Source organism: Streptococcus sp. KCJ4932 (assembly GCF_004352745.1).
In the GTDB taxonomy this organism is placed as follows: Bacteria; Bacillota; Bacilli; order Lactobacillales; family Streptococcaceae; genus Streptococcus; species Streptococcus ruminicola.
The window spans coordinates 86,312-109,440 of record NZ_SJWW01000004.1 but is presented as its reverse complement, the minus strand read 5'-3'; the positions used below and the strand labels follow the sequence as shown (position 1 = coordinate 109,440).

Genomic DNA, 23,129 nt, shown 5'->3' with positions numbered 1-23,129 from the left:
GAAAGGTCTTTAGCTGTTATCCTAAACAACTTAGAAAAATCATAGTCTATATTTCTATTTTAAAAATCTAGGTATATTCTAGGTATACTAATGTTTATTGTATCACATTTTTAAAAAAGGAATAGCAAAAAACAAGAACTTGGTTAAACCAAGTCCTTGTTTCTAACGATTTTATCGGTAACGACTTACCAAATAATCACTCGATTTTCTGGTGCACGCCACATTGGGTCACCTGCTTTGATGTCAAATTCTTCATGGAAGTCATCAAAGTTTGGCAATGTGACATTGGTACGAAGTTTGGCTGGCGCGTGCACATCAATGCTTGCTAGCATTTGCATGTATTCATCACGCGCCTTCATGCGCCAAATGGTTGCAAAGTTGATAAAGAAATCTCGTGCTGAGAAATCGTCATCCTGTTTTGCTGCTTCAAGCGCACAAGCCACACCACCAAGGTCAGCCACATTTTCAGAGACTGTCAATTTACCATTGACCTTAGCGCCATAAGAATCTAGCCCATCAAATTGTTCAACGATTTTATCGGTACGTTCCGTGAAGGCTTTGTAATCTGCCTCAGTCCACCAGTTGTTTAGGCTACCATTTTCATCAAATGATGCTCCATTAGTATCAAAGGCATGTGAAATTTCATGGGCGATAACCGCTCCAATCCCACCATAGTTAGCAGATGAACTTTGTTCCAAGCTATAAAATGGAGCTTGTAAAATAGCTGCTGGGAAAACAATTTGGTTTTGTTGAGGATCATAATAAGCATTTACCATATGTGCTGGCATATGCCATTCACTACGATCAACCGGTTTGTTCCATTTACTCCAGCTGTGAGCGATAGAAATTTTAGCCAGATTTCGCGCATTTTCAACGAGTGACAAAGACTCGTCAATGATTTTTTTCGCATAAGTTTCTGGTAATTTTTCCGGATAACCAATGTGAGGAGTAATAACGTTCAACTTAACAATAGCTTTCTCACGTGTTTCTTTGGCTAACCAATCTGCAGATGCTAGACGTTTCTTATAAACATCAATCATCGTTGCAACCTTATGTTCTACGTCAGCTTTTGCTTCAGGTGAGAATTTTTGACCTGCATACCAAAGACCAAGAGCTTGGCTATACGCACCAGATGCTAGATAATAAGCTGCTTTCTTCTTATCCATGGCTTGTGGTGTTCCTGAAAGAGCACGACTGTAAGTCCCTGAAAGCACTCGAATCTCATCTGTCAAATAGCTGTTGTAGCTTGTCGCTGCTGAAATAATCAAATCTGCTTTAAGCAATTCCCAGTTCTTTTCAGAATAATATTCTGCCGCAAATTCTTTCCAAAAACGTTCTTCTGGAACAATGACTTTGTCAGGAATTTCCCCAAGAATTTGTGTGAAAATGCTATCCAAAGGAAGTTCTGGTACTAATTTTGTAAAATCAGCCCAGTCATAAGGGTGATAAAGCTTAACATACTCAGAAGATTCTTCGCGTGACAAGACATATTTGGCTAATTTGGCATCAAGTTCGATGGTTTTATCCAGCAAATCTTTGATTTCTTCTGCTGAAAAATCAAATTTTGCTAGCAATTCTTCTTGCATCTGACGCCATGTCGCTAATAATTCTTTACCTTTATCGTTGTCTTCAGCGTAATAAGTTGTATCAGGCAAAATTGTTCCAGGTGCATCTGCCCACAAAACATTAAGCTGCGCATTCATGAAATCTGGCACCACACCAAATGGAAATTCATTTGGTTTTCCAGCCATTTCAAAATCCGCAATTTGTTCGGCAAAATCCGCAAAAGAAGCCAATTTCTTATATTCTTCAATCAAAGGAAGAACTGGTGCTACACCAACGGCTTCACGTTTTTCATAATCTGATGTCATGCGGTGGAATTTAACAAAATTTTGCAAAATGCTATCGTCTGGAAGATTTTTACCAGCCAACCACTCATCTGTGGTTGCTAGCATTAAGTCTTCAATCTCATCAGCTAAATCTGAAAAACCACCAGTACGCGGTTTATCATCAGGAATGACAGCTGTCTTTTCCCATTCGCCGTTGACGGCTTCATAAAAATCATCTTGGTATCGAGTCATAGGAATCTCCTTCTAATCTGTTAAGAACATTCTATCAAAAATTCAGAAGAATAACAGTTACAAGGATTTTCAAAGATAAATTTCCAAGCTCTGCTTTTATCGCCCAAACAAAAAAATCCAAAAGCCAGCCTATCTCTAAGCCAACTCTTGGATAACTCACAACTTAATATCGCAGTTTACGATAAACGGTAATCACCAACAAAAGCAAAATGAAAATAAAGATTGCTAAAATCGGTGCAACCAATAACGGTTCAACACGACTAGCCTCAGAAATCACACGCGCATTCTTAATTTTATTTGGAATACGGTGACCACGCACCAAGAGACGGTGACTATTAACACCATAAGGCGTACACGTCACCAAGGTCACATAATCTTGATTTGGGTCAATGGCTAGCGCTGAAACATCATCTGGCAAGACCGTCAGAATTTGGTCAACCTCATAAGTCAAGGTTTCATCTAAGACCTGAATCATGAAGGTATCACCATCAACCAAACGGTCGATGTCTGTAAAGAGCTTAGCCGATGGCAAACCACGGTGACCTGAAATCACAGCGTGTGTTCCCTTGCCACCAACCGGTAAAGATGTTCCAGGAATATGACCAACAGCGACCTGCAAAATCGCATCATCCGTACCATGGTAGATTGGCAAAGTCGTGTTAATCTTTGGAATTTCGACGTAAGCCATAATTCCTGTACCAGTCACATCAAGGGTTTTATTATAAACAGACTTCTCAGCATTTGATAAATTCAAATCAGGCATAACACCCTTAGCTAAGGTCTGATTATAAGCCTTGGCATCTGCTAACATCTTATCTTTCTTATCTTGACCCATGTCCTGAACCTTCTGGACATATCCTGCTACCGCTTCTGATTGGTGAAATGAATTCCAATAATCGCTAACTGTCGGATACAACAAGAGGGACAGCCCGATTATTAAGATAAAAATAAGTGAATTTGTCAAAAAATTTTCTTTGAATTTTTTCAACATATTAAAGAGCTCTCCCCACCGTTGCAAGAGTAAAGGGAGCAGAAAGTGAGCTCGTGCTCCTTGCCACTCCCTTTGTCAGATTAACAAGGTTAATCAATATCAATGCTTGCTAACCCAACGTTTACAAACTAATCTTATGCTTATTTAGCAGCATCCATACGTTTTTTAGTGATAAGAAGAATAGCTGCGACAAGAACAAGAATTGAACCAACTACGTAAAGGATTGTTGTACCCATACCACCAGTTGATGGAAGAAGTGAACCTTGACGGTTGACGATATTTGCTGTTAGTGAACCAGCTGAAAGATCTGAAGCAAATTCTCTGTCAGTACCAGTCACTTTCAATGATTTCAAAGCATCTTCTTTAACATCAGAAACAATTGAGAATTCAATACCTTTTCCACCATTTCTACATTCTTCAATTGTGTTGTAGCCATCTGGTGTCTTTGTTTCTTTAAGAACATAGTCACCAGCATCTAGACCTTTAAAAGTGAATGATGTTCCTTCAGCATTTTTAACTACATCTACTTTTTTAGTTGAACCATTATTTAATTTCTTGTAAAGTGTGAATTCTGCACCTGGTAATGGAGCTGTTTCATCTTTGTTAATTTCTTTAACTTTGTTAATGATTGTTTGGTAAGTGAAGACTTTTACATTTTTTTCTGGAGTATTACCTTTAGGAGATTCTTCACCTTTACCTTCATAGTTAGGGTTATTTGAGTAAACAAGTTTTACAGTATTTGGGTTACCTTCTGAACCAATAACAGCATTTGAGCCAAGTTTAGCTGTGTATTCAACAACAATTTCTGACGAAGCTGTTACACCAGAAATAGATTTCAAGTTATTAATCTTGAAGCTTGAACCGTCTTCAGCAATTGTGAACGAAGATGTAATATCAGTTTTGTTTTCACCATTTACAAGGAAAACCTTAGCATCTTTGTTATAAGTCAAACCTGCTGAAAGAGTATCTGAAAATTCTAGATAGTATTCACTGTAGTCATCAAAGTTACTTGGCAAAGTTGCTGTCAATTGGAATGGTACATCGTCATCAAAATCATAGTCAGCACCAACTTGCCATTCTCCTGTTAAATTTTCTTTTACTTTCTTTTGGACACTTGGAACTCCATTTTTAACATTAGCAGTTGCATTACCTACAACTTGCATCATAAAACGAGTATATGTTCCATTTTCACTATTTTGAGAACCATCTTTATCTTTTACCAAGTAATAACCAGGTTTAGAAAGTGTGATAGTAACTGTCTTACCTTCACTTGTAGCGCTAGCAGGTTTGATTCCCTCTTTAAGATTTGCATTAGCTGCTTTAGCGAATGCTTTAGCAGTTTCTGAGTCAGTTGCTTGTTTTGCAAGTTTTTCAGCAATTTTAGCAGCGTCGGATTCACCATCAAACTCAAAAGTATTGACATCTGAACCCCAATCAATATCTGAAAGTGTCTGATTATCACTTTCAGCAAGCGTACCACTAAAAACTTGGTAAGCTTCATAAGTATGACCAGAAGTCGTTCCATTAATTGTAATAGTATAAGCGGATGCTTTCACACCAGCAAATGCGAAAAGCGTAGCAACAAAAGCTGCTAAGAATAACTTAAATTTCTTCATTGTAAAATCCTTTTCCTTCTTTCTTTTTTGAAAACTAATTTGTGTAAACTCCAAAATTGAAGTCAAAACCTAAATCCTTACAGTAGTGAATCAGGCATCACCACCTTTACCAGGAACTCTATCATTAGGAGTCACCTCCTTTTTGATAATCTCTGTAAATTTTTAGGATGATTAATCCTAGGGAAAGTAGTGCCAAGCTTGCACCAATCACATAGTGTATCTTCACACCACTACCACCAGTCTCAGGCAATTCATATTGCTTCTGAGCTTTATTTTTAATGGTAATATGACCATCCTCAGAACCTATTTTCGTATCAGCCGGATTATCAGAGGTCTTATAACCATTTGAATAAACAGTATCATAGCCAGGAACAGACGATGTTTCTTTTACATAGTAACTGTAATCCAACACTTTATTACCACAACAATTCGTATAAGAAACTGGCAGATTCTTATACGTTCGCGTCCAGTTATCAGCATGGGTTAAGGTTTCACCTGACTTAATAACCTTCTCAGTAGAGTAACCACATTGGTTAGTAGCTACCTGAATCACATCATAAGTGATTGAACCATCCGTACGCTCGGTTTTAGTGCCGTCAGATTTTAACCATTCTTTTTTAACGGTTAAGCTCTGCTTAGTTTTTTGATTAGGAACATAAGCTGTCCCCTCAGACCTAGCTAAATTGACAGCACCTAACTTATCATAATCCGAAATATCATAACATGAATTATAATAAAAATAATATTTTTTATGCGATAATTCATATCCGTCAGGCTGTTCCTTTTCTTGGAAATAATAAAGTTCTCCTGTATGGAATTTATTCCAGCTCAAACACAACCATAATAGACAAATAGAACTACTGTTTATAGAAAATGCGGTATGACCATTTTCATCAGTAGGAGTCGTTTCCCCGATATAATTACCACACTTATCATAAATAGCGAATACAGCTCCCTTAAGCCCCTTACTGTAGTTTTGAGAATCGACTTTATTGATAACGTAGGTTCCTTTTGAGTATACATTACCACCACCAGACTGTTCACAGTAAGTATAATTTGTGTGTGTAGAATCTGAAGCACGATTAATTCCTTCAAGTTTAGCTGTATTATCTATAGTAGCTGAAGCTCCTAGATTTCCACCACTAATCTGATAATTATATTTTAAAGTGTAATGACCTGAATCTGGTAATTTCACAGTAATAATACCATCATAGTACCCATCAAGCTGTTCTTTATTTTCAATCTCATCTTGATAAGTCCAAGACCAATCTGAACTTGGGACTTTCTTACCGTTCTCATCACAAAGCTCTACGGAATCTTGAAGGAGAGTGCATATTTGATCCTTTTTACGATAACGAATCGTATCTGTCAGAGTTAAGATGTCAGCACCACTTGCTAAATCTTCGGCAGCCGGATTTATATCAACGGAATATCTTAGAATGTGACTATAAGCAACATTATCTGACTTTTTTCGGTCACTATCAGAATTATTATCCGGTGTTAGTTGAGTTTTTCTAATTAAGTTTTCAAAAGTCACTTTTTGTGTTTGACTATCTGAGCCGTAATCCTCACCATCAACAACAACAGAAACGTTATTAGTTAATGTTTCCTCTACCACCTTATTTTGGGGTATATCATAAGCAGTCGTAAAGGTTAACCAAAAATCATTATCACCAATACTTTGTTTAAGTGTTCTATCATCAGTTGTTGAGAAATTCAATGTGACAACATTATCACTTGAAATAGTTCCATCAACCTTCATGTTCGTAGCACCCCAATCATTTTGGCCTGTCAAAGCAGAGATGTTATTTCCGTTAATAGTTGCTGATTTTTGACTGTAATGGTGACCAAAAATTAAATTAGTTAGATGAATACCATTTGGTAAAGTGTCTTTAACTGTCATGGTCTTAGCATCATCACTCAAATTAACCTTAACTTTCCATGTCACAACACCATTAGTACTTACTTTTTCAGTTGTATTGCGTTTTTCATCGCCATCCATTTTGATAACTTTTGAATCATCTGTATGATGATACTTAGCTTGGCTAGAATGTCCAGCCGATTTTATCGTGTTAGTAAAGTCAAGAGTGTTTCCTCCATTTAACTTGGCTGTTGATTGATACTGAATTGTGATATCTTTGCTTGATTTAAAATCAGATTTCAAATCAATTTGAAACTCAGTGTAATGAATATCCTCCAAATCTTTATACTTCGTATAAGCACCTTCATCATATTGACGAGCTTTCAATGTGAACTTATCTTCGCCACCAAAAATATCAACAAGTTCTTTATACAAGTCTTGTAGTTGAGCTTTGGTATACCAGTGATTATTTGGAATTTGCCCATCATTAGAGTCTTTCAATACATCTTTAAAGTTTGTTCCCTTTTCAATCACACCTGTACTTGGCATAGTGATTTTAGTTTGCCAACTAAGTGTCTTGACATCTGTATCAGATGTATCATCTTCTCCAAGAGACGTTTTCTCTAATTTCCCATCTTCAGGAACTTTTGGATTATCAGAATCTGAAGTTTGATTTTCTTTTGTATCGGTATTTCCATCACCATCCAAAATTACAGTATTTTTATTATTAGGTGCCCAACCTGAGGTCTCTGCCTTGGTCTTATAAGTAATGATATACGACTGTTTATTTGGATTACCAGTAAACTTGATGTAATCAATCTTGCTTTTGCTATCATAATTAATACAATAGCCTTCATTAGGTGAAATTGTCACATCAGAAGCCTTTTTCAAGAAATCATCTTTTAAGATAGCTCCACCAATATTACTTCCCTTAGGATTTACAGTGATTGTCCAAGAAATTAAACCAGTTTTTGGATCATATTTTCCTTGTTTCTGGATATCATTCAAGTTTAAAGTCACACTAGCATTACCAATTGAACTTTTATCTTTTGAAACAGCTTTGACTTGGTTATTAACTTGTACTGGCTTACCTGCTGATAAACCAGTAAATTTATAACGATAAGTAATTGTGTAAAAATGACCAATCGGATTACCATTCGAATCTGTTCCGCCACTGACTAATTGCGGAAGAGTTAAAGTCCATTTTTTATTATTCTGATCAAATTTTGGCTTTTTAGAAACTGCTTCCGTTCCAGTCACATGACCAGTATCCCCAGCGTAAGTTGATTTGGTAATTGATACATCAGTAACGGCAGAAATTGAAATACCTGAGGCACTCAAGCTATCGGTTAAATCAATATCACCTGGAGTTCCATATTTAGAGTCTACTCTAACAGTATAAGTAACATTGGCTCCATCACTGTCATAATCTGTTTTACTAACCCATTTCTGAGTACTAATATCATAGTTTTTGGTGATAGTATCTTCTTTTACCGTGACACGAACTTTATCAGAAAAATCAGCGACATAATCACCATTTTTTTGCTCAGCAACCTCTTTTAAGTTCATATTGTAGAATAAATTCCCAGCAACCGTAGCACCCGATGACAACTTATTAACGTAATCATCATTAAATTGAATTAGCATATAATACTTGCCATCAGAACCCGTAGTAAAATGAAAATTTCCTGCAGGATTTCCGGCTTTATCTAAAATATCATAAGTTTCATCTGTTTTCACGATAACACTATCAGGCAGTGCTAAGTAGAAAGTAGGATTAGAGTACTTTTGAAGTTCTGAAGCAGGAAGATTATCAAAATTTAAAGTAATCTTAGTTTTAACTTGCTTAGTTGCTAAATCTAATGTTGTCGCACTAGTATCATATGACCCACTTGTCAAATACCCTGAAAAATCATATGCTACACCAACTATAGTGTAATATGAAAAACTGCCAGACTTGAAATCAACACTTTCGACGGCTCCGTCACCAGTTTCTTTAATGTCTGTATCTGTCGATTCAGTCAAATCTTGAACCTGATTGACATCGTTATCCACAAAGTGATACAACTTCCAACCAGCTTGTTTGTCATCGCTTGTGGATAAGTCATTTTTAAAAGCCATTGAAACTTTGACGTCTTTACTTGGTTCAACTTCCTTGCCATCATCTGTGACAAATGAAATATCGTAAGAGTGTGCTTGCGACAAGCTTTGTTTACTTTCGCTTAAAAGCGATGTTAACTTGTTATCAATGGCAGTCGTGTCAGAAACAGGCTTTACCTTTAATTGAACTGGCTCTGTAAAGGTATCTCCCTCATAAGAGACCGTTACCGTCACATCTGACGTTTCAGCAGTCAAAGTGCCTGCTTGTGACATGTCCTTCTTTTCTTGGCTTGACTCAGTCGAACTGGCTTGTGAAGAAGCTTCTGTCTGGTTATTTTCTTTTTGAGAATCATCCGTCGGAGACTCAACCTGCGAGGAGGCACTTTCCGAGGATTGGAAAACAGATGAACTATTTCCCGTACTAATTGTTAGGGCTGGTAATATTAGTAAATAAGTCGTACAAAAGACAACGACTAGAGATAGCACCAAAGCAATCTTTGCAATGATACTATCTCGGACTCGCTTTTTTACTAAAATTGCTAACCTTGCCCATAGCTTTAACATCCAAACTCCTTTCTAAACATAATTTTTGTTAACTTTCTAATCGATTGACCCCATTCGGTTAAGTGGCCAAATTCTTAAGCTTAGTTTCCCAACTAACTGTTCACTGTCTACTGGACCGACAGCTTTATTACGTGAGTCTACCGAAACCTCTCGGTGGTCTCCCATCACAAAGTACTTACCATCTGGTACTTGATAAGGTAACTCGATATTGGTTTCTCCATAATTTTTTTCACCTCTTTGTAGGTAAGGCTCATTAATCTTTTTCCCATCAACAAAGACATTACCTTTTTTGTCAATGTTGACCCACTGTCCTGATGTGGCAATAACTCGCTTAACCAAAACTTTATTGTTATAATAAAAAGCTACCACATCACCTTGTTTCAAATTCTTTTTACTAACAGAAACAACCATATCTCCAGCTTTCAAAGTAGGAGTCATCGAATTTCCATAGATTTGCAAAACAGGTAACCAAATTGTCGCAACCAATACAGCCAAAGCTGCTACGGTTACTAGGGTGAAAACAGTGCTACGTAAGGTGCGCATGTAGCGCTCACGATACTTAATTTTTCCTAACTCTTTTGAAAGCTCCTCAGCTTTCGGTAAGTCAGCTAAGGCAATTTTCTCTGATTTTTTCTCAAATAGTGGTTTCATTTAAAAAGCTTAACCCCTTATGCCTCATCCTCAGTATTCTTTTTTGCATCCGCCATACGTTTGACGTTATAAAGATACGTGTCTGCCGCCGCCTGAGCTTCTTCAAAAACTTTACTAATTGCCAAGGCTGCTTCAGCGATGGAACCCGCATCAGTGACTTCTAGCTCACGACGCTCAAGTTTACCTTCAAGTTCTTTTACTTGATCTTGAAGCTCTTCAATTTCTTTAGCTTGCTCTACAAGCAGCTCAAACAAATCTGAACGACGAAGTTTTCTTAATTGTTTAGCATCAAGCACGTTAGGACCTCCTTTTTAGTATTCGTTTTCACATAAAACTCACATAATTTTAAATGTATATTTATTCTAATTTTGAAAAAATAAAGACTAGATAAACATTTTTTCATTTTGTCGTTTTATATATCTAGGCGTTTTGAAGAACATTATAATATTTTTTCGCGATTTTGAAAAGGGATTTTGTGCAAGTGATACTTTTTTTAAGATTTTGTTTCCTAGTTCTAATTTTCTTAATATTTCGTCCTCTATCGTTGTTAGGAAAGCTAACAATGATAAACTTCTAAAGTCGAATATTGACATAATCATAGGATTGATGTAGCTTAATTTTTAGCTTTATGTTACAATGCTAAATTGATTAGGTATAATTTTTGGTCTTTTCAGAAATATTACATCATTCAAGTAGAGGATTGTTTATGACAAATTTATCAAAAAAACACCAACAAGTTTTAGAAACTAAACACCGTTTATCAAAAGCACTTTATCTACTGATTACTGAACGACATTATGACAAAATCACTATCTATCAAATCTTAGACAAGGCCACTATCTCACGTCGAACATTTTATCGCTACTTTGATGATAAAGCTGATTTAATGGATTTCTGTCTAGAAAACTTTGTCAGAGGATATTATCTTCAGCGAGATAATTTTATCTTGGCGAAAAAACCTGAAGATGTATTCTTAGTTACTTTGAATTTTATGTATGAAAACAAAGCCTTTATTTCATCACTTGTTGAAAGTGGGCACTTTTCATTACTAACAGAAAAATTCAATCAAAAATCTGCTCAAATCTATAAAACCATCAATCTGCCATGGTGTGTTGATGATACTGTAGATAGCAACATCGATTACATTTCCAAAGGTTTATTCGGTGCTTATCTTAACATCCTACAATTTTGGCTAAGTAAAGACGAGCCTGAAGAACCTGAACTCATTGCAAAAAACTTATCCCTTCTTTTTAATTCTATCCCTAGTTACTTCAATGCCCCTTCAGAAGAACATATAAAGATAAGAAATAAAAGATAGGGATATTTATTTTCTGAAATTTTCGTAATCATGCCTATAACCACCTTTCTTGACACCTTTTTACCATAAAGTTGACAAGAAAAACGCTAACATTGACAGATTTACCGTTTCCATTTTCCTATAAGTTGACACTATGCCATTGTTAGTTGACAAGAATTCAATATTTAGTTAGCTAAACAATCAATAATAGTATTAACTTATTCATAGTTTAAAAGGAAATCGTTCAGTAAAACTTACTTGATAAACTATTCTTTATTTTGTGTTCCCGTTTATAATAAGTCTCTTTGGAGATCTTAAATAGATAAAAGTCGGTAAAAACTTCTTTTTGCCGGCTTTTTTACATGAAATTTTCATATCATTTAAGTCTATTTTATTAAAAATGGTAAAATATCTTGAAAATTCGCTTATTTTTACACAATTTACACAGAGTTATTCACAAGTTGTGGATAAGTATGGTTATATACTGGGGATAACTTGTGTATAAACTAAGAACAAATGCCTTTATATCAAGCCTTGAGAGCTATCCACATTTTTGGAAAACCAGCTGTGAATAACTTCTATTTTGGGCAAAAAAAGGAGCCAATTCTTGAAAATCAGCTTCTTTTTCCACATTTATAGTAAGTCATCACGACTAACTTGTTCAAATTTTTGATCGCCATCATTTAATTTATCCCAAATCACAACTTTTCCGGCTTTCAAAGATTTCTGAACATCAATGATACGTTGGTTAGATGACCCACGGAATTGTAGCATCAAGTTTTTCTTAGTGATATCAAAGCGACCATCTACCAAAATATCAATTAGGCTTAGCATTTCTAGTTTATCTGGTGTTTCTTGCATCATTTCTTCCCAAGTATATCCAGTCCAAGACCAAATATCTTTTTCAGGAAGTTCACGGCGCACGCGCTTAATTAATGGCAAGAGAAAACCTGTGTTTAAGAAAGGTTCACCACCAAGAAGCGTCAAGCCTTGAACATAAGGCTGCGCCAGGTCAGCCATAATTTGCTCTTCTAACTCTTTCGTGTAAGGTTGCCCTGCCTTAAATGACCAAGTTGCAGCATTATAACACCCTTTACAGTGAAACATACAACCTGATACGTAAAGTGAGTTACGCACCCCTTCACCATCAACAAAGTTAAAAGCTTTATAGTCGATAACGCGACCTTGACTTAATTCTTCTGACTTCCATTCACCAGGCTTGGGAGTATTCCAATTTTTTTCTTCCATCCTAGCCTTCTTTCTACCTTTTTATTTCTATTATACTGATTAATCAGTCTCCAAAGTTATCCAGTAACGCTCAACAGCATCTAAAACATCTTCAAGCTGGCCACCATTGGCTAATATTACCTTACGACTACCTTCATTGTCATCATGACATGTGACCAAAGCTTTGGTGATATTTTTCTTCTTCGCTTCTAATAATCCTAAGCGTAGCTGTTCTTTAGCATATCCTTTACGACGTTCAGATGGACGGATAGAATACCCAATATGTCCACCTTGCTTCAAAAGATTCTCATTTAAGCGTAAGCGCAAATGCAAAAATCCTAAAGCCCTGCCATCATCAGAAAAAGACACAAACTGAACGGCTGGAACAAAGTTTGCAGGCACATTAATCCCCATCTCACTCAGGCGATTGCTTTCAAGCCAATCCTCGTAATCAAAGTTATCCACATCCCAGAAACCACCATCGTGGGCAGACTGGCTCATTTCAAACTCTTTCATCATCTCAATAACAGCTGCTTTATCTGATAATTCAGGTCTTCGTAATTGCATAAGCTTACCTCTTATTTACTTTTTTTCTTCGCTTTTTCCAAAAATTGTGCTTTCAATTCATTGACACGCGCTTTTTTATTACCTTTAGCAGTTGAATGTTTTTCATGAAAACGCTCAACTTGTTGCATGCCTTTATAATCTAATTGGTATTTTCCCACGATTTTTTCCTTTCTTCAAGTTTTTTATCAATATAATAAAGAAGCTGGGACAAGCGTCTCCAGCTTCAATATGTCATGAAACTGTCTAAACCATAATTATTGGTTAACGAGTCTTATTAACAACTCTTATCTTTGTGCATGTGGTAGTCACCAGGGTTTTTAATTGTTGAACCATTCATGTGTTTAACACGTGCAGAAATTTCTTTGTGACGACCATTAACCATTGGACGAGCTTGAGGGTTACCAAGGTATCCACAAGTACGTTTAACAACGTCTACTGATTTTGGATCGCTGTTGCCACAGTTTGGACAAACAAATCCACGTTCTGTTGGTGTGAAGTCTCCTTCAAAACCACATTTATAACAACGGTCGATTGGTGTATTTGTACCAAGGTATCCGACACGTGTATAAGCATAATCCCAAACAGCTTCTAGAGCTTTTGGATTTTGTTGAAGAACTGGGTATTCACAGTAGTGAATGAAACCACCAGTTGCACCAGCTTCTGGGTAAACTTTTTCAAAGTCCAATTTTTCAAATGGTGTTGGATTCTTACGTACATCATAGTGGAATGAGTTTGTGTAGTATTCTTTATCTGTAATATCTTTAACAATACCAAATTTCTTAGTATCAAGACGGCAGAAGCGGTCTGTCAAACTTTCAGATGGTGTTGAATAGATTGAGAAATGATAATCGTATTCATCTGACCATTTAACACAGTAATCTTTCATCTTACGGATAATGTCAACTGTGAATTCTTTAGCTTCTGGGTTAGTTTCCCACTCTGGTCCGAAGAAGACTGTTCCGACTTCGTAAAGACCGATGTAACCAAGTGATACTGTGGCACGACGGTGACGGAAAAGTTCATCAACGTTATCGTATTTACCAAGACGTTTTCCAAAAGCACCATATTGGTAAAGGATTGGAGCATTTGCTGGAGTAGCTTCTTTAACGCGTTCAACACGGTAAACAAGCGCATCTTTACAAATTCCCATACGTTCGTTGAAAAGTTCCCAGAATTTATCCATATCACCATGTGATTCCATAGCAATACGTGGAAGGTTGACTGTAACAACTCCAAGGTTCATACGTCCTGAGTTGACTTCAACGCCATTTTCATCTTTCCACCCTTGAAGGAATGAACGACATCCCATTGGCGCTTTAAATGAACCAGTCAATTCAACGATTTTATCGTATGAAAGCACATCTGGATACATACGTTTTGTTGCACATTCCAAAGCTAATTGTTTGATATCGTAGTTTGGTGTGCCTTCTTCAAGGTTAAGACCGCTCTTCAATGTGAAAATAAGTTTAGGGAAGATAGCTGTACGGTGTTCGCTACCAAGACCTTGGATACGAATTTTAAGAATAGCTTTTTGAATTTCACGTTCAAACCAGTTTGTACCAAGACCAAAACCAAGTGATGTAAATGGTGTTTGTCCATTTGATGTGAACAAAGTATTGATTTCGTATTCAAGACTTTGCATCGCATCGTAGATATCTTTTTTCGTTTTTGTACGTGCGTAGTCTTCGCGGCGTTCTTCAGCAACCCATTCCTCAGCATCTTTTAAGTGCTTTTTGTAATTAAGTTCAGCATATGGTGCCAAGAATTCATCGATACGGTCTGCTGTACATCCACCGTATTGGCTTGAGGCAACGTTAGCAATGATTTGTGAAATTTGTGCTGTTGCTGTTTGGATTGATTTTGGACTTTCAACTTCAGCATTACCAATCTTAAAGCCGTTACCCAACATTCCCTTGAAGTCAATCAAACAACAGTTTGTCATTGGAGTATATGGGCTGTAATCAAGGTCGTGGAAATGAATATCACCTTTTTGGTGAGCATTAGCAACGTGAGCTGGCAACATTTTAAGACCAATTGATTTACCAACGATACCTGCAGTCAAGTCACGTTGTGTATTGAAGACTTCACTGTCCTTGTTAGCGTTTTCATTAACGACAGTTTGATCTTTGTTCAAAAGTTTATCAATCGAAAAGTTGATATCTGTCGCTTGAGAGCGTGCAAAATCGCGTTTTGTACGATAATTAATATATTCTTGAGCAATTGCGTATTCATTAGCTTCTAAAAGTTCATGCTCAACGATATTTTGAATTTCATAAATTTTGACGTTGTCTTTGAAGCGATCAAAAATTTCAGCGATGATATTATCTGAAATAGTTTCCAATTTTGCTTCAACAACTGGTGACATTTTTGTCACATTATTGCTTGCTTTAACCAAAGCATTATAAATTTTATCTGAATCAAAGTTTACAGAACGTCCATCGCGTTTGATAACTTTTACAGTAGGTTGTGCAGCAATTTTTTCTTTTTCTAATGTAATCATATGAACACTCCTTCTTACTCGTCTATTATAACACGGGACAAAAAAAAATCAATATCTTGTGGTCACTTTTTTTGTAGACCACAAGATATTGCGTTTTTCTTTATTTTTTATGATAGACGGTAAAGCCTGTAATACCGCCGATTTGGACCTCTTCATAGTTAGAAGAAAAATTATTTTTAAGTGAATCAGAAATTTTTTGGTCCTTATTGACCACAATATATGACCCCATATTTTGTAGCAATTCATCTTCTAAAACTTTTTCATTAGCAGATTTCGTTGTGTTAACAACTGGCGAAGTGAATTGTGAGCTACTTGACAATTGGCTATCAATACCAATTTTAGATGAATCATCCCAAACATAAATAGTATCATCTTTTGATGCTTCTTTTTCGAGATAGCTTGCAATACTTGTACGTTCACTGTTTAGATTAGCTGATAGAACCGTATGTACCAAAGTTTGCCCAACACCAAACACAAGCACTAAAATTGGCAAATAAAAATGACGTTTGAGATAAAGACCAAAGCTTCCAGCATTATCTGAAGTTTTTCTACGGCGATGCGATGTTTTTGTCAAACTACGCTTATATTGTTCTCCCAAAACCATAGCTGTCAATAATAAACCAAAAGGTATTACTGCCAATAAATTATAGAATTGGTAACTTTGTGTGAATAAATCCATGGCAAAGAAAACAAGAAATACTAGGAAAATAAGCCATTTTGATACCTTATCTTCACCTTTGATTACTTTACCAAATGACAAAGCGCCTAATAAAAGTCCAGATGCTAAAGCCAAGACAACTTGGAACAATAAAGTTAAAATCAAATTGCCATCACTAGTTGCAAAATTAGTGAATTGATAAACAATAGCTTGTGAAATATATGGTGATAACACTTGAGCATTTAAAATGAAGTATCCCGCTGTGTAGAACACCAAAATAGTTCCAAAAATGATACACAATAATTGGTAGAAACCACGCGCAAAATGTTTTTGTTTTAAGTTAAATACAATGATTGTTAGGAAAGAAAGCGCCCAGAACACCAAAGTACGTGGTTCTAGAAGCATAGCTGCAGCGCCCGCAAATCCATATAAAATAAAAGCTTCATCCTTGATAATATCAGCAAAATATTTTGTTAAGAACCACAATGAGACCATAACAAAAGGCATTGCAAATTGGATAGGATACAAACCACCAAAACCAAGGGCAACATTAAGTAGATAAAAAGCCCCACTAAATGCCACTGCCACACGTTGGCTGTTGGTGAAATAGTTAACCAATTTATAGAAATAAATTCCTGATAAATAGAAAGTAACGATTTGAATTGGAACTAACCACAACGTTGAACCAAGGTAATAAGCCAAGGCGATCACTGCATAATACAAGAAACCACCTGTCGCAAACATGTCTGTAAATGGAAGATGTCCTTGCGTAAACATTAATCCAATATAAAGATTTTGTGATTGTAGGCTATTTGCCATGTCTGTAAACATTGGCACGGCTACTGATAAACAGCTCACTACAACACTCAATAACAAAATATAAAGTTTATGAGGTTGTGGCACTTTTGTTCGTCTAGAAGGTTCTAGATGACTGCTAACTTCACCGAATTTACGAGATGAACGACTGTATGATGACACAGCAGTCTGATCTACATTTGCTTGTTCTGATGTATTCACTTATTCTCTCCTTGAATTGTCTTACTCTAAGTATAACAGAAACTAATCATTAGTCAATTTGTTAAGGATAACACAATAAGCTAAAATTTCCCTAAAACAGTGATATGGCTTGTTTTGATAGCGTTTTAGGAAATCCTTTTCCTCTTCGCTTAAATGACTATTTTTCTCCATAAAATGTCCCCCTTTAATTTACTTATTCGTAAAAATAAAAAGGAGGCATTTTTGACTTCCTTAGTATTATCCTATCTATGAAAAAAGAGATTAGGAATAACTCCTAATCTCTCGTCTTACAAACTTAGTCTTCATCTAAGAAGCTGTTGAAAACTTCTTCAATCATATCCCATTCAGCATCTGAATCTTCAGGGATTGGTTGAAGGTCGCCTTCAGTACCATCTTCATTTTCAGTGAATGAGTAAGCTTGAATTTCAATTTGACCTTGTTCGTCTTCTTCAGCACCTGCTGGTACCAAAAGAACATAGTTTTTACCAAATTCTTCGCGACCGTCGATTGTCAAAAGAATTTCAAAAAGAGTTTCATTTCCTTGTTCGTCTACAAGTGTAATAACTTCATGCTCGTGATCATGGTTATGATCGTGGTTATGGTTATGTGCCATAATAGTCTCCTTTAAATGAATTAATGATTAGATTAAAACATTCTATCTAAATAATTTTGCAAAATAAGCTGTGCAGCTAATTTGTCGATAACTTTTTTACGCTTACCACGACTAACGTCAGCCTGTTCTACTAACATACGTTCTGCTTGAACAGTCGTTAAACGTTCATCTTGATAATCCACAGGAATGTTGAAAAGTTCTTTAATTTGGTCACCGTAAGCCTTACTTGCTTCTACACGAGGTCCTTCAGTATTGTTCATGTTTTTAGGTAGACCAACCACAAACTTATCAACTTTATACTGTTTAACTAACTCTCCAAGTCTTTCAAAGCCAAATTCGCCAGCTTCTTCATCGATTTTAATAATTTCTACGCCTTGTGCTGTAAAACCAAGTGGGTCGCTAATCGCTACACCAACAGTTTTTGAGCCGACATCTAGTCCCATGATTCTCATTTCAAATCGATTCCATTTCCTTTGAGATAATAGCGGACAAGCTCTTCAACAATTTCGTCACGTTCGTATTTACGAATCTGATTTCTAGCATCATTGTAACGAGGCACATAAGCAGGGTCACCACTTAGGACATAACCTACAATCTGATTAATTGGGTTATAACCTTTTTCATCAAGAGAGCGATAAACCGTTGTTAAAGTTTCACTAATTTCTTTCTTGTTGCTATCGTCTAAATTAAAGCGTACAGTTTCATCTGTAAATCCCATACTTACACCTTCTTTCTAAATAGCTGTCATCAATTATTATAGCTTATTCACTAAGATTTCACAAGAATCTGACTTTATTTAACCAAAGTTTATTGAGATTCCAAAGAATTTTCAGTAAAAGTGGTCAGAAAAGCTGACATAGAGAGGATGTAAACTTTTTCATTTTTACACTTTTTTAAGATTTATTTCATACTAATTAAGAGTTAAAAAAAGACACCAGAAGGCATCTTTTCTACTATATAGTATATTACAAAGCTGCGCGAAGACGAGCTTCGGCATTTTCCACATTACGAATTGAGCGTGGCAAGAAAGCACGGATATCATCCTCTTTATAACCAACTTGAAGACGTTTATCGTCAATCAAAATTGGGCTTTTTAGGATACGTGGATTAGCTTGGATAAGGTCGATAACCTCACTTAAACTTAATTCCTCAATATCGCAGTCAAGTGCTTTTGCATAACGGTTTTTAGATGAAACAATACTTTCAATACCGTTTTCTGTTTTTGTTAATATCGCTAAGATTTCTTCTCGTGATAGTGGTTCTTTTCCTAAATTCTGTTCTTTATAAGGGAGCTGATGAGCGTTGAGCCATGTTTTGGCTTTCTTACAGCTTGTACAACTTGAAATTGTGTAAATTTTAATCATGTGCACTCTCACTTTCTATCCCATGATAGTTGTATTATAGCACACATACATAATGGAGCACATGGGACCTAAGACCTATTTTTTCGAAAAGTCAATTAAAAAGATTTATTTTTTTTGCAAAAATTAACGACTTTTGAGCCACAAATAACAAAAAAAGCCTGAAACGCATCGTTTCAAGCTTTAAAGTGCTTTCAAAATTATTCTTCAATTTCAATCGCATCATCCAAATCAAGAACAACTTCATCTACATTTTCAGTAGTTGCTGCTGATTCTTCAGAAAGTTTTGCTGCTTTTTCATCTTCAGTTTCTTCAACAAGTCCATAATGAACACGAACTTTGTGGTCGATTTCGTCAAAGATTTCTGGGTGATCTGCCAAATATTTCTTAGCATTTTCAGAACCTTGACCAATCTTCTCACCGTTGTAAGAGAACCAAGCACCAGCTTTTTTAATGATATCCAAATCACTAGCGATTTTAATCAATTCACCAGTGCGTGAAATTCCTTCACCATACATGATTTCCACTTCAGCAGTTTTAAATGGTGGAGCAACTTTGTTTTTAACAACTTTGATTTTAGTTTCTTTACCAATGTTGCTATCTTTTTGATCACCAGTACCTTTGATTTGTGTATTTCCTCGCACATCTAGACGAACTGAAGAGTAGAATTTAAGGGCACGTCCACCAGGTGTAGTTTCTGGGTTACCAAACATAACACCAACTTTTTCACGCAATTGGTTGATAAAGATGGCAATTGTTTTTGTTTTATTGATAGAAGCTGATAGTTTACGCATAGCTTGACTCATCATACGAGCTTGCAAACCAACGTGGTTATCACCAATATCACCATCGATTTCGGCACGTGGAACAAGAGCTGCAACAGAGTCGACAACAACAAGATCAACCGCACCTGAATCAATCAATTTTCCAGCGATTTCAAGACCTTGTTCTCCTGAATCAGGTTGTGACAAAAGAAGTTCATCAATATTAACACCAAGGGCTGCTGCATAAGCTGGGTCAAGGGCATGTTCAGCATCGATAAAGGCTGCGATACCGCCTTCTTTTTGAGCTTGTGCTACAGCATGAAGGGCAACAGTTGTTTTACCTGAACTTTCAGGACCATAGATTTCAATGATACGTCCTTTAGGGTAACCACCTGCACCAAGAGCGATATCAAGAGCCAAACTACCTGAACTCATCACTTGAACTTTTTGTTCAGCGCGTTCGCCAAGGCGCATAACAGCTCCCTTACCAAAATCTTTTTCAATTAATTTCAAAGCATCATCAAGTGCTTTTTTACGCTCATCACCGAATTTCTTCGTGATAGCTTCTGTTTTCTTTGTCTTTTTAGCCAAATTTTTCCCTTTCTGTTTGTTCAAACTAGCTCTATTATAGCAGAATTTAATCTTGTAATAAAGCTTGACGTACTAAGTTAAATGCATACAAACATGCAATATGACGCACATCTGAACGGCTTCGTCCACCTATGAGAACACGAATAGAATGAACTTTTTCTCTAGTAGCAATACCAATGAAAACTGTTCCCGCTGGGTGACCTTCTAAGCTATCTGGTCCTGCAACTCCTGTCAATCCAATCCCAAAATCAGCATCTGTTAACTTGCGAGATTGCTCAGCCATTTTCTCAGCTGTAAAGTGACTAACAACCCCGTGTTCTTGCAACTCTTCTAATGGAATCTGAAGCATTTTTGATTTTTCTTCAATGCTATAAGTCACAAAACCACCATTAAAGACTGATGAAGAGCCTGAGAAGTCTGCAATACTTGATTGAAATAGCCCTGCTGTTAAACTTTCTGCAGCTGTGATAGTCTTGTGTTTTTTCTTAAGCAAATCAAAAACAACACGCGCCATACTATTATCATCACCGTAACCATAAAGCAAATTCTCAAGCGGAATGCTATTTAAAGTCTTCTTAGAAAGAATTTTTTGCTCTAGCTGGTCTAGTTTTTCCTTAGCTGATTCAATGTCGTCTGCTTTCGTTGACAAACGCAGCGTTACTTCACCTGTCTTAGCATATGGCGCAATGGTTGGATCGGTTTGGTTGTCAATCAAATCTGATAAAACAGTTACCAGTTGGCTTTCTCCAATGCCAAAGAAACGCAAAACACGTGAATAAAGTTGCTTATGGTCACTAGATAACAAAGGCACTAAATAATCCCAGACCATGGGCTTAAGCTCACTTGGTGGTCCAGGAAGAACAACATAAGTGACGCCGTCAACTTCAATCACTCCACCTACAGCCAAACCAGTGCTATTTTGCAAAGGAGTTGAACCTTCAATCAGTTGAGCTTGGCGTTCATTGTTAGCTGTTCTTGTAAATTGAGGACGTGTCGCAAAGAACTCATCTAGACGTTTACTTGCCTGTTCGTCAAAGACCAGGTTACGCCCTAAATATTTTGCTAAGGTTTGCTTTGTCAAATCATCCTCAGTTGGTCCTAAACCACCACAGAGAACAACTAAATCGCTACGCTTACTTGCCAAATCAATGATAGACAAAAGACGCTCTTCATTGTCCCCAACTGCCGTTTGGAAAAAGACATCAATCCCTAACTTGGCAAATTCTTCAGATAAAAATTGCGCATTGGTATTTGTGATTTGTCCTGTTAAAATCTCTGTTCCTACAGCGATAATCTCAGCTTTCATAATTGCCACCTACTTATCTATTCGTAATTTAGTTTTATTCTATCAAAAATTGCTGAAAATTAACGTTTTTTTGCAATAAGCTTCACGTAAACAAGTGTAAAATTATTGTAAATTTACTTTACATCACTGTCAACGACAGTTTTTTTCATAATTATCACAGACAAGACTGCAAGCAAAACCAAAGATAGCATAAAGTTGATTGCCATGACTGCTGAAACAGACATTTGCTTCACCATAAAACTTAATATGCATAGTAGTAAAACACTTCCTATACGACTTACTGTTGACTTAAATGAAATCAAAGAAGAAATATTCTCAACAGAAACCATTTTGTTAAATTGATAATTTAAAATAAATTCAATCACATAAAAGACAAAAACAAATATGAAATAAGCTGTCAAGAAAACCTCAATCTTCCCTAAAAAGAATGTCAACGGTAGAAAAACAATCAACGGACTGAACTTAAGCACACCAGCATACTTTTTAACACCATCAATGTTGATAGAATATGAAAAAAGCGTGATGACTTGAAAAATAATATAAAAGAACGGAAAATACTGACTATCAATCCCCTTGCTTAAGAAAAATGATTGCCAAAGCTGAAAATGTGTCTGAAAGAAAATCTGAGTTAGAAAATCAAAAATCAGAATTAAACTCAAACGTGGCTGCTTGCGAAGTTCTTTAAAACTATCAGTAATTTGCTTTTTCAAAACCATTACATGACTAGCTTGTAGTGAGTCTGACTTTGTTGTTTCCTTAAAAAAGAAAAAACTGATAAGGGTTGAAACCACAAGAAAAACTGTTCCTAAGACATAAATGTTAATCCCGATAAAGTGATAAAGAATCCCACCTAGACTACTTCCTAGTAAGAGTCCAACGATTTCTAGACGATTACTTAAGGCCAGAAATTTTCGAAGTTCTACTTCACGGTGTGCTAATTTAAGCTGATTAATAATGTAAGCATCAAGCGTTCCACTATCTAAAGCTGCGGCAATCCCGTAACAAAACCAAGCCGCAAAAATCAAGTAAAACTGATTGCTAAATAGCACAATCAAAAACATGATGATTAAAAATAGCTTTGACAGGCTGTAAAGATTTTTTCTGGAATAATTATCTGCTAATAGTCCACTTGGAAATTCAAATAAGACGATAGCAATACTATAAGCTGACTGAATGATTAGAATTTGTGATAAGCTTAAACCTTTGGCTAATAAAATTACTGTCAAAATAGAATGCGGCAGCGAATAAGCCACACTAACCAGAAAATTTGATAGTAAAAAAACTAATGTGTTCCTTTTTATGCTTAAACTTTCCATATCTCCCGCCAATCCTTCACAGAATTTTCTTTACAGAATACCTTATTT

Annotated in this window: 19 protein-coding genes; 1 reads left to right on the top strand and 18 read right to left on the bottom strand. The window is 36.2% G+C overall.

Annotated elements, in window-relative coordinates:
- Window positions 1–185: 185 nt before the first annotated feature.
- From E0E02_RS02945 to E0E02_RS02920, 6 genes are all read right to left on the bottom strand, one after another.
- Window positions 186–2,081 (bottom strand): M13-type metalloendopeptidase, encoded by a 1,896-nt coding sequence (locus E0E02_RS02945; RefSeq protein WP_133017798.1) that lies wholly within the window; start codon window positions 2,079–2,081, stop codon window positions 186–188.
- A 163-nt stretch (window positions 2,082–2,244) separates the two neighbouring features.
- A complete protein-coding gene (locus tag E0E02_RS02940; protein WP_074626775.1) occupies window positions 2,245–3,072 on the bottom strand; it encodes a class C sortase in 828 nt (275 codons plus the stop codon).
- Between the two features lie 140 nt (window positions 3,073–3,212).
- Window positions 3,213–4,688, bottom strand: coding sequence for an isopeptide-forming domain-containing fimbrial protein (locus E0E02_RS02935; protein ID WP_133017797.1), 1,476 nt, complete (start codon window positions 4,686–4,688; stop codon window positions 3,213–3,215).
- 124 nt (window positions 4,689–4,812) lie between these two features.
- Window positions 4,813–9,213, bottom strand: coding sequence for a Cna B-type domain-containing protein (locus E0E02_RS09420; protein WP_165937132.1), 4,401 nt, complete (start codon window positions 9,211–9,213; stop codon window positions 4,813–4,815).
- 36 nt (window positions 9,214–9,249) lie between these two features.
- Window positions 9,250–9,864 (bottom strand): signal peptidase I, encoded by a 615-nt coding sequence (lepB, locus tag E0E02_RS02925; RefSeq protein WP_074564621.1) that lies wholly within the window; start codon window positions 9,862–9,864, stop codon window positions 9,250–9,252.
- 17 nt (window positions 9,865–9,881) lie between these two features.
- Window positions 9,882–10,160, bottom strand: coding sequence for a hypothetical protein (locus E0E02_RS02920; RefSeq protein ID WP_039696147.1), 279 nt, complete (start codon window positions 10,158–10,160; stop codon window positions 9,882–9,884).
- A 410-nt stretch (window positions 10,161–10,570) separates the two neighbouring features.
- Here E0E02_RS02920 and E0E02_RS02915 point away from each other — a divergent pair, with 410 nt between their 5' ends.
- Window positions 10,571–11,182: a TetR/AcrR family transcriptional regulator gene (locus E0E02_RS02915; protein ID WP_074564623.1), complete on the top strand. Its 612-nt coding sequence runs from the start codon at window positions 10,571–10,573 to the stop codon at window positions 11,180–11,182.
- Window positions 11,183–11,794: 612 nt separating this feature from the next.
- On the opposite strand, the gene nrdG is transcribed toward E0E02_RS02915, so the two are convergent.
- From nrdG to E0E02_RS02860, 12 genes are all read right to left on the bottom strand, one after another.
- The gene (gene nrdG / locus E0E02_RS02910; protein WP_039696145.1) at window positions 11,795–12,409 is read right to left on the bottom strand and encodes an anaerobic ribonucleoside-triphosphate reductase activating protein; all 615 of its coding nucleotides are present in this window, start codon (window positions 12,407–12,409) and stop codon (window positions 11,795–11,797) included.
- A gap of 39 nt (window positions 12,410–12,448) precedes the next feature.
- Window positions 12,449–12,955 (bottom strand): GNAT family N-acetyltransferase, encoded by a 507-nt coding sequence (locus E0E02_RS02905; protein WP_074564625.1) that lies wholly within the window; start codon window positions 12,953–12,955, stop codon window positions 12,449–12,451.
- Between the two features lie 11 nt (window positions 12,956–12,966).
- Complete coding sequence (locus E0E02_RS09415) at window positions 12,967–13,113, bottom strand: hypothetical protein (RefSeq protein WP_006531408.1); 147 nt, start codon at window positions 13,111–13,113, stop codon at window positions 12,967–12,969.
- Window positions 13,114–13,229: 116 nt separating this feature from the next.
- On the bottom strand, window positions 13,230–15,455 hold the full coding sequence (gene nrdD, locus E0E02_RS02900) for an anaerobic ribonucleoside-triphosphate reductase (RefSeq protein ID WP_039696143.1): 2,226 nt from the start codon (window positions 15,453–15,455) through the stop codon (window positions 13,230–13,232).
- A gap of 100 nt (window positions 15,456–15,555) precedes the next feature.
- Window positions 15,556–17,130 carry a DUF2079 domain-containing protein gene (locus E0E02_RS02895; protein WP_133017796.1) on the bottom strand — a complete coding sequence of 525 codons (1,575 nt, stop codon included), beginning with the start codon at window positions 17,128–17,130 and terminating at the stop codon, window positions 15,556–15,558.
- A gap of 295 nt (window positions 17,131–17,425) precedes the next feature.
- Window positions 17,426–17,743, bottom strand: coding sequence for a DUF1292 domain-containing protein (locus E0E02_RS02890; RefSeq protein WP_006531413.1), 318 nt, complete (start codon window positions 17,741–17,743; stop codon window positions 17,426–17,428).
- Between the two features lie 32 nt (window positions 17,744–17,775).
- A complete protein-coding gene (gene ruvX, locus E0E02_RS02885) occupies window positions 17,776–18,195 on the bottom strand; it encodes a Holliday junction resolvase RuvX (protein WP_020917593.1) in 420 nt (139 codons plus the stop codon).
- A complete protein-coding gene (locus E0E02_RS02880; RefSeq protein ID WP_003066890.1) occupies window positions 18,192–18,461 on the bottom strand; it encodes an IreB family regulatory phosphoprotein in 270 nt (89 codons plus the stop codon). Before E0E02_RS02880 ends, ruvX begins: the two co-directional genes overlap by 4 nt.
- A 247-nt stretch (window positions 18,462–18,708) precedes the next feature.
- Window positions 18,709–19,107 (bottom strand): transcriptional regulator Spx, encoded by a 399-nt coding sequence (gene spx, locus E0E02_RS02875; RefSeq protein WP_004233512.1) that lies wholly within the window; start codon window positions 19,105–19,107, stop codon window positions 18,709–18,711.
- A 197-nt stretch (window positions 19,108–19,304) separates the two neighbouring features.
- A complete protein-coding gene (recA, locus tag E0E02_RS02870) occupies window positions 19,305–20,459 on the bottom strand; it encodes a recombinase RecA (protein WP_039696214.1) in 1,155 nt (384 codons plus the stop codon).
- Between the two features lie 46 nt (window positions 20,460–20,505).
- Complete coding sequence (locus E0E02_RS02865) at window positions 20,506–21,765, bottom strand: competence/damage-inducible protein A (RefSeq protein ID WP_074564629.1); 1,260 nt, start codon at window positions 21,763–21,765, stop codon at window positions 20,506–20,508.
- A 113-nt stretch (window positions 21,766–21,878) separates the two neighbouring features.
- Window positions 21,879–23,081, bottom strand: a complete 1,203-nt coding sequence (locus E0E02_RS02860; protein ID WP_133017795.1) for an MFS transporter — start codon at window positions 23,079–23,081, stop codon at window positions 21,879–21,881.
- Between the last annotated feature and the right edge of the window lie 48 nt (window positions 23,082–23,129).

Excerpts from the sequence above, each read along its gene's own strand:
- E0E02_RS09420 (WP_165937132.1), bottom strand. The coding sequence starts at position 9,213 with ATGTTAAAGCTATGGGCAAGGTTAGCAATTTTAGTAAAAAAGCGAGTC.
- E0E02_RS02935 (WP_133017797.1), bottom strand. The coding sequence starts at position 4,688 with ATGAAGAAATTTAAGTTATTCTTAGCAGCTTTTGTTGCTACGCTTTTC.
- E0E02_RS02865 (WP_074564629.1), bottom strand. The coding sequence starts at position 21,765 with ATGAAAGCTGAGATTATCGCTGTAGGAACAGAGATTTTAACAGGACAA.
- E0E02_RS02890 (WP_006531413.1), bottom strand. The coding sequence starts at position 17,743 with ATGGCACATAACCATAACCACGATCATAACCATGATCACGAGCATGAA.
- E0E02_RS02945 (WP_133017798.1), bottom strand. The coding sequence starts at position 2,081 with ATGACTCGATACCAAGATGATTTTTATGAAGCCGTCAACGGCGAATGG.
- nrdG (WP_039696145.1), bottom strand. The coding sequence starts at position 12,409 with ATGGAAGAAAAAAATTGGAATACTCCCAAGCCTGGTGAATGGAAGTCA.
- E0E02_RS02880 (WP_003066890.1), bottom strand. The coding sequence starts at position 18,461 with ATGGGATTTACAGATGAAACTGTACGCTTTAATTTAGACGATAGCAAC.
- nrdD (WP_039696143.1), bottom strand. The coding sequence starts at position 15,455 with ATGATTACATTAGAAAAAGAAAAAATTGCTGCACAACCTACTGTAAAA.
- E0E02_RS02915 (WP_074564623.1), top strand. The coding sequence starts at position 10,571 with ATGACAAATTTATCAAAAAAACACCAACAAGTTTTAGAAACTAAACAC.
- ruvX (WP_020917593.1), bottom strand. The coding sequence starts at position 18,195 with ATGAGAATCATGGGACTAGATGTCGGCTCAAAAACTGTTGGTGTAGCG.
- lepB (WP_074564621.1), bottom strand. The coding sequence starts at position 9,864 with ATGAAACCACTATTTGAGAAAAAATCAGAGAAAATTGCCTTAGCTGAC.
- E0E02_RS02860 (WP_133017795.1), bottom strand. The coding sequence starts at position 23,081 with ATGGAAAGTTTAAGCATAAAAAGGAACACATTAGTTTTTTTACTATCA.
- E0E02_RS02940 (WP_074626775.1), bottom strand. The coding sequence starts at position 3,072 with ATGTTGAAAAAATTCAAAGAAAATTTTTTGACAAATTCACTTATTTTT.
- E0E02_RS02905 (WP_074564625.1), bottom strand. The coding sequence starts at position 12,955 with ATGCAATTACGAAGACCTGAATTATCAGATAAAGCAGCTGTTATTGAG.
- spx (WP_004233512.1), bottom strand. The coding sequence starts at position 19,107 with ATGATTAAAATTTACACAATTTCAAGTTGTACAAGCTGTAAGAAAGCC.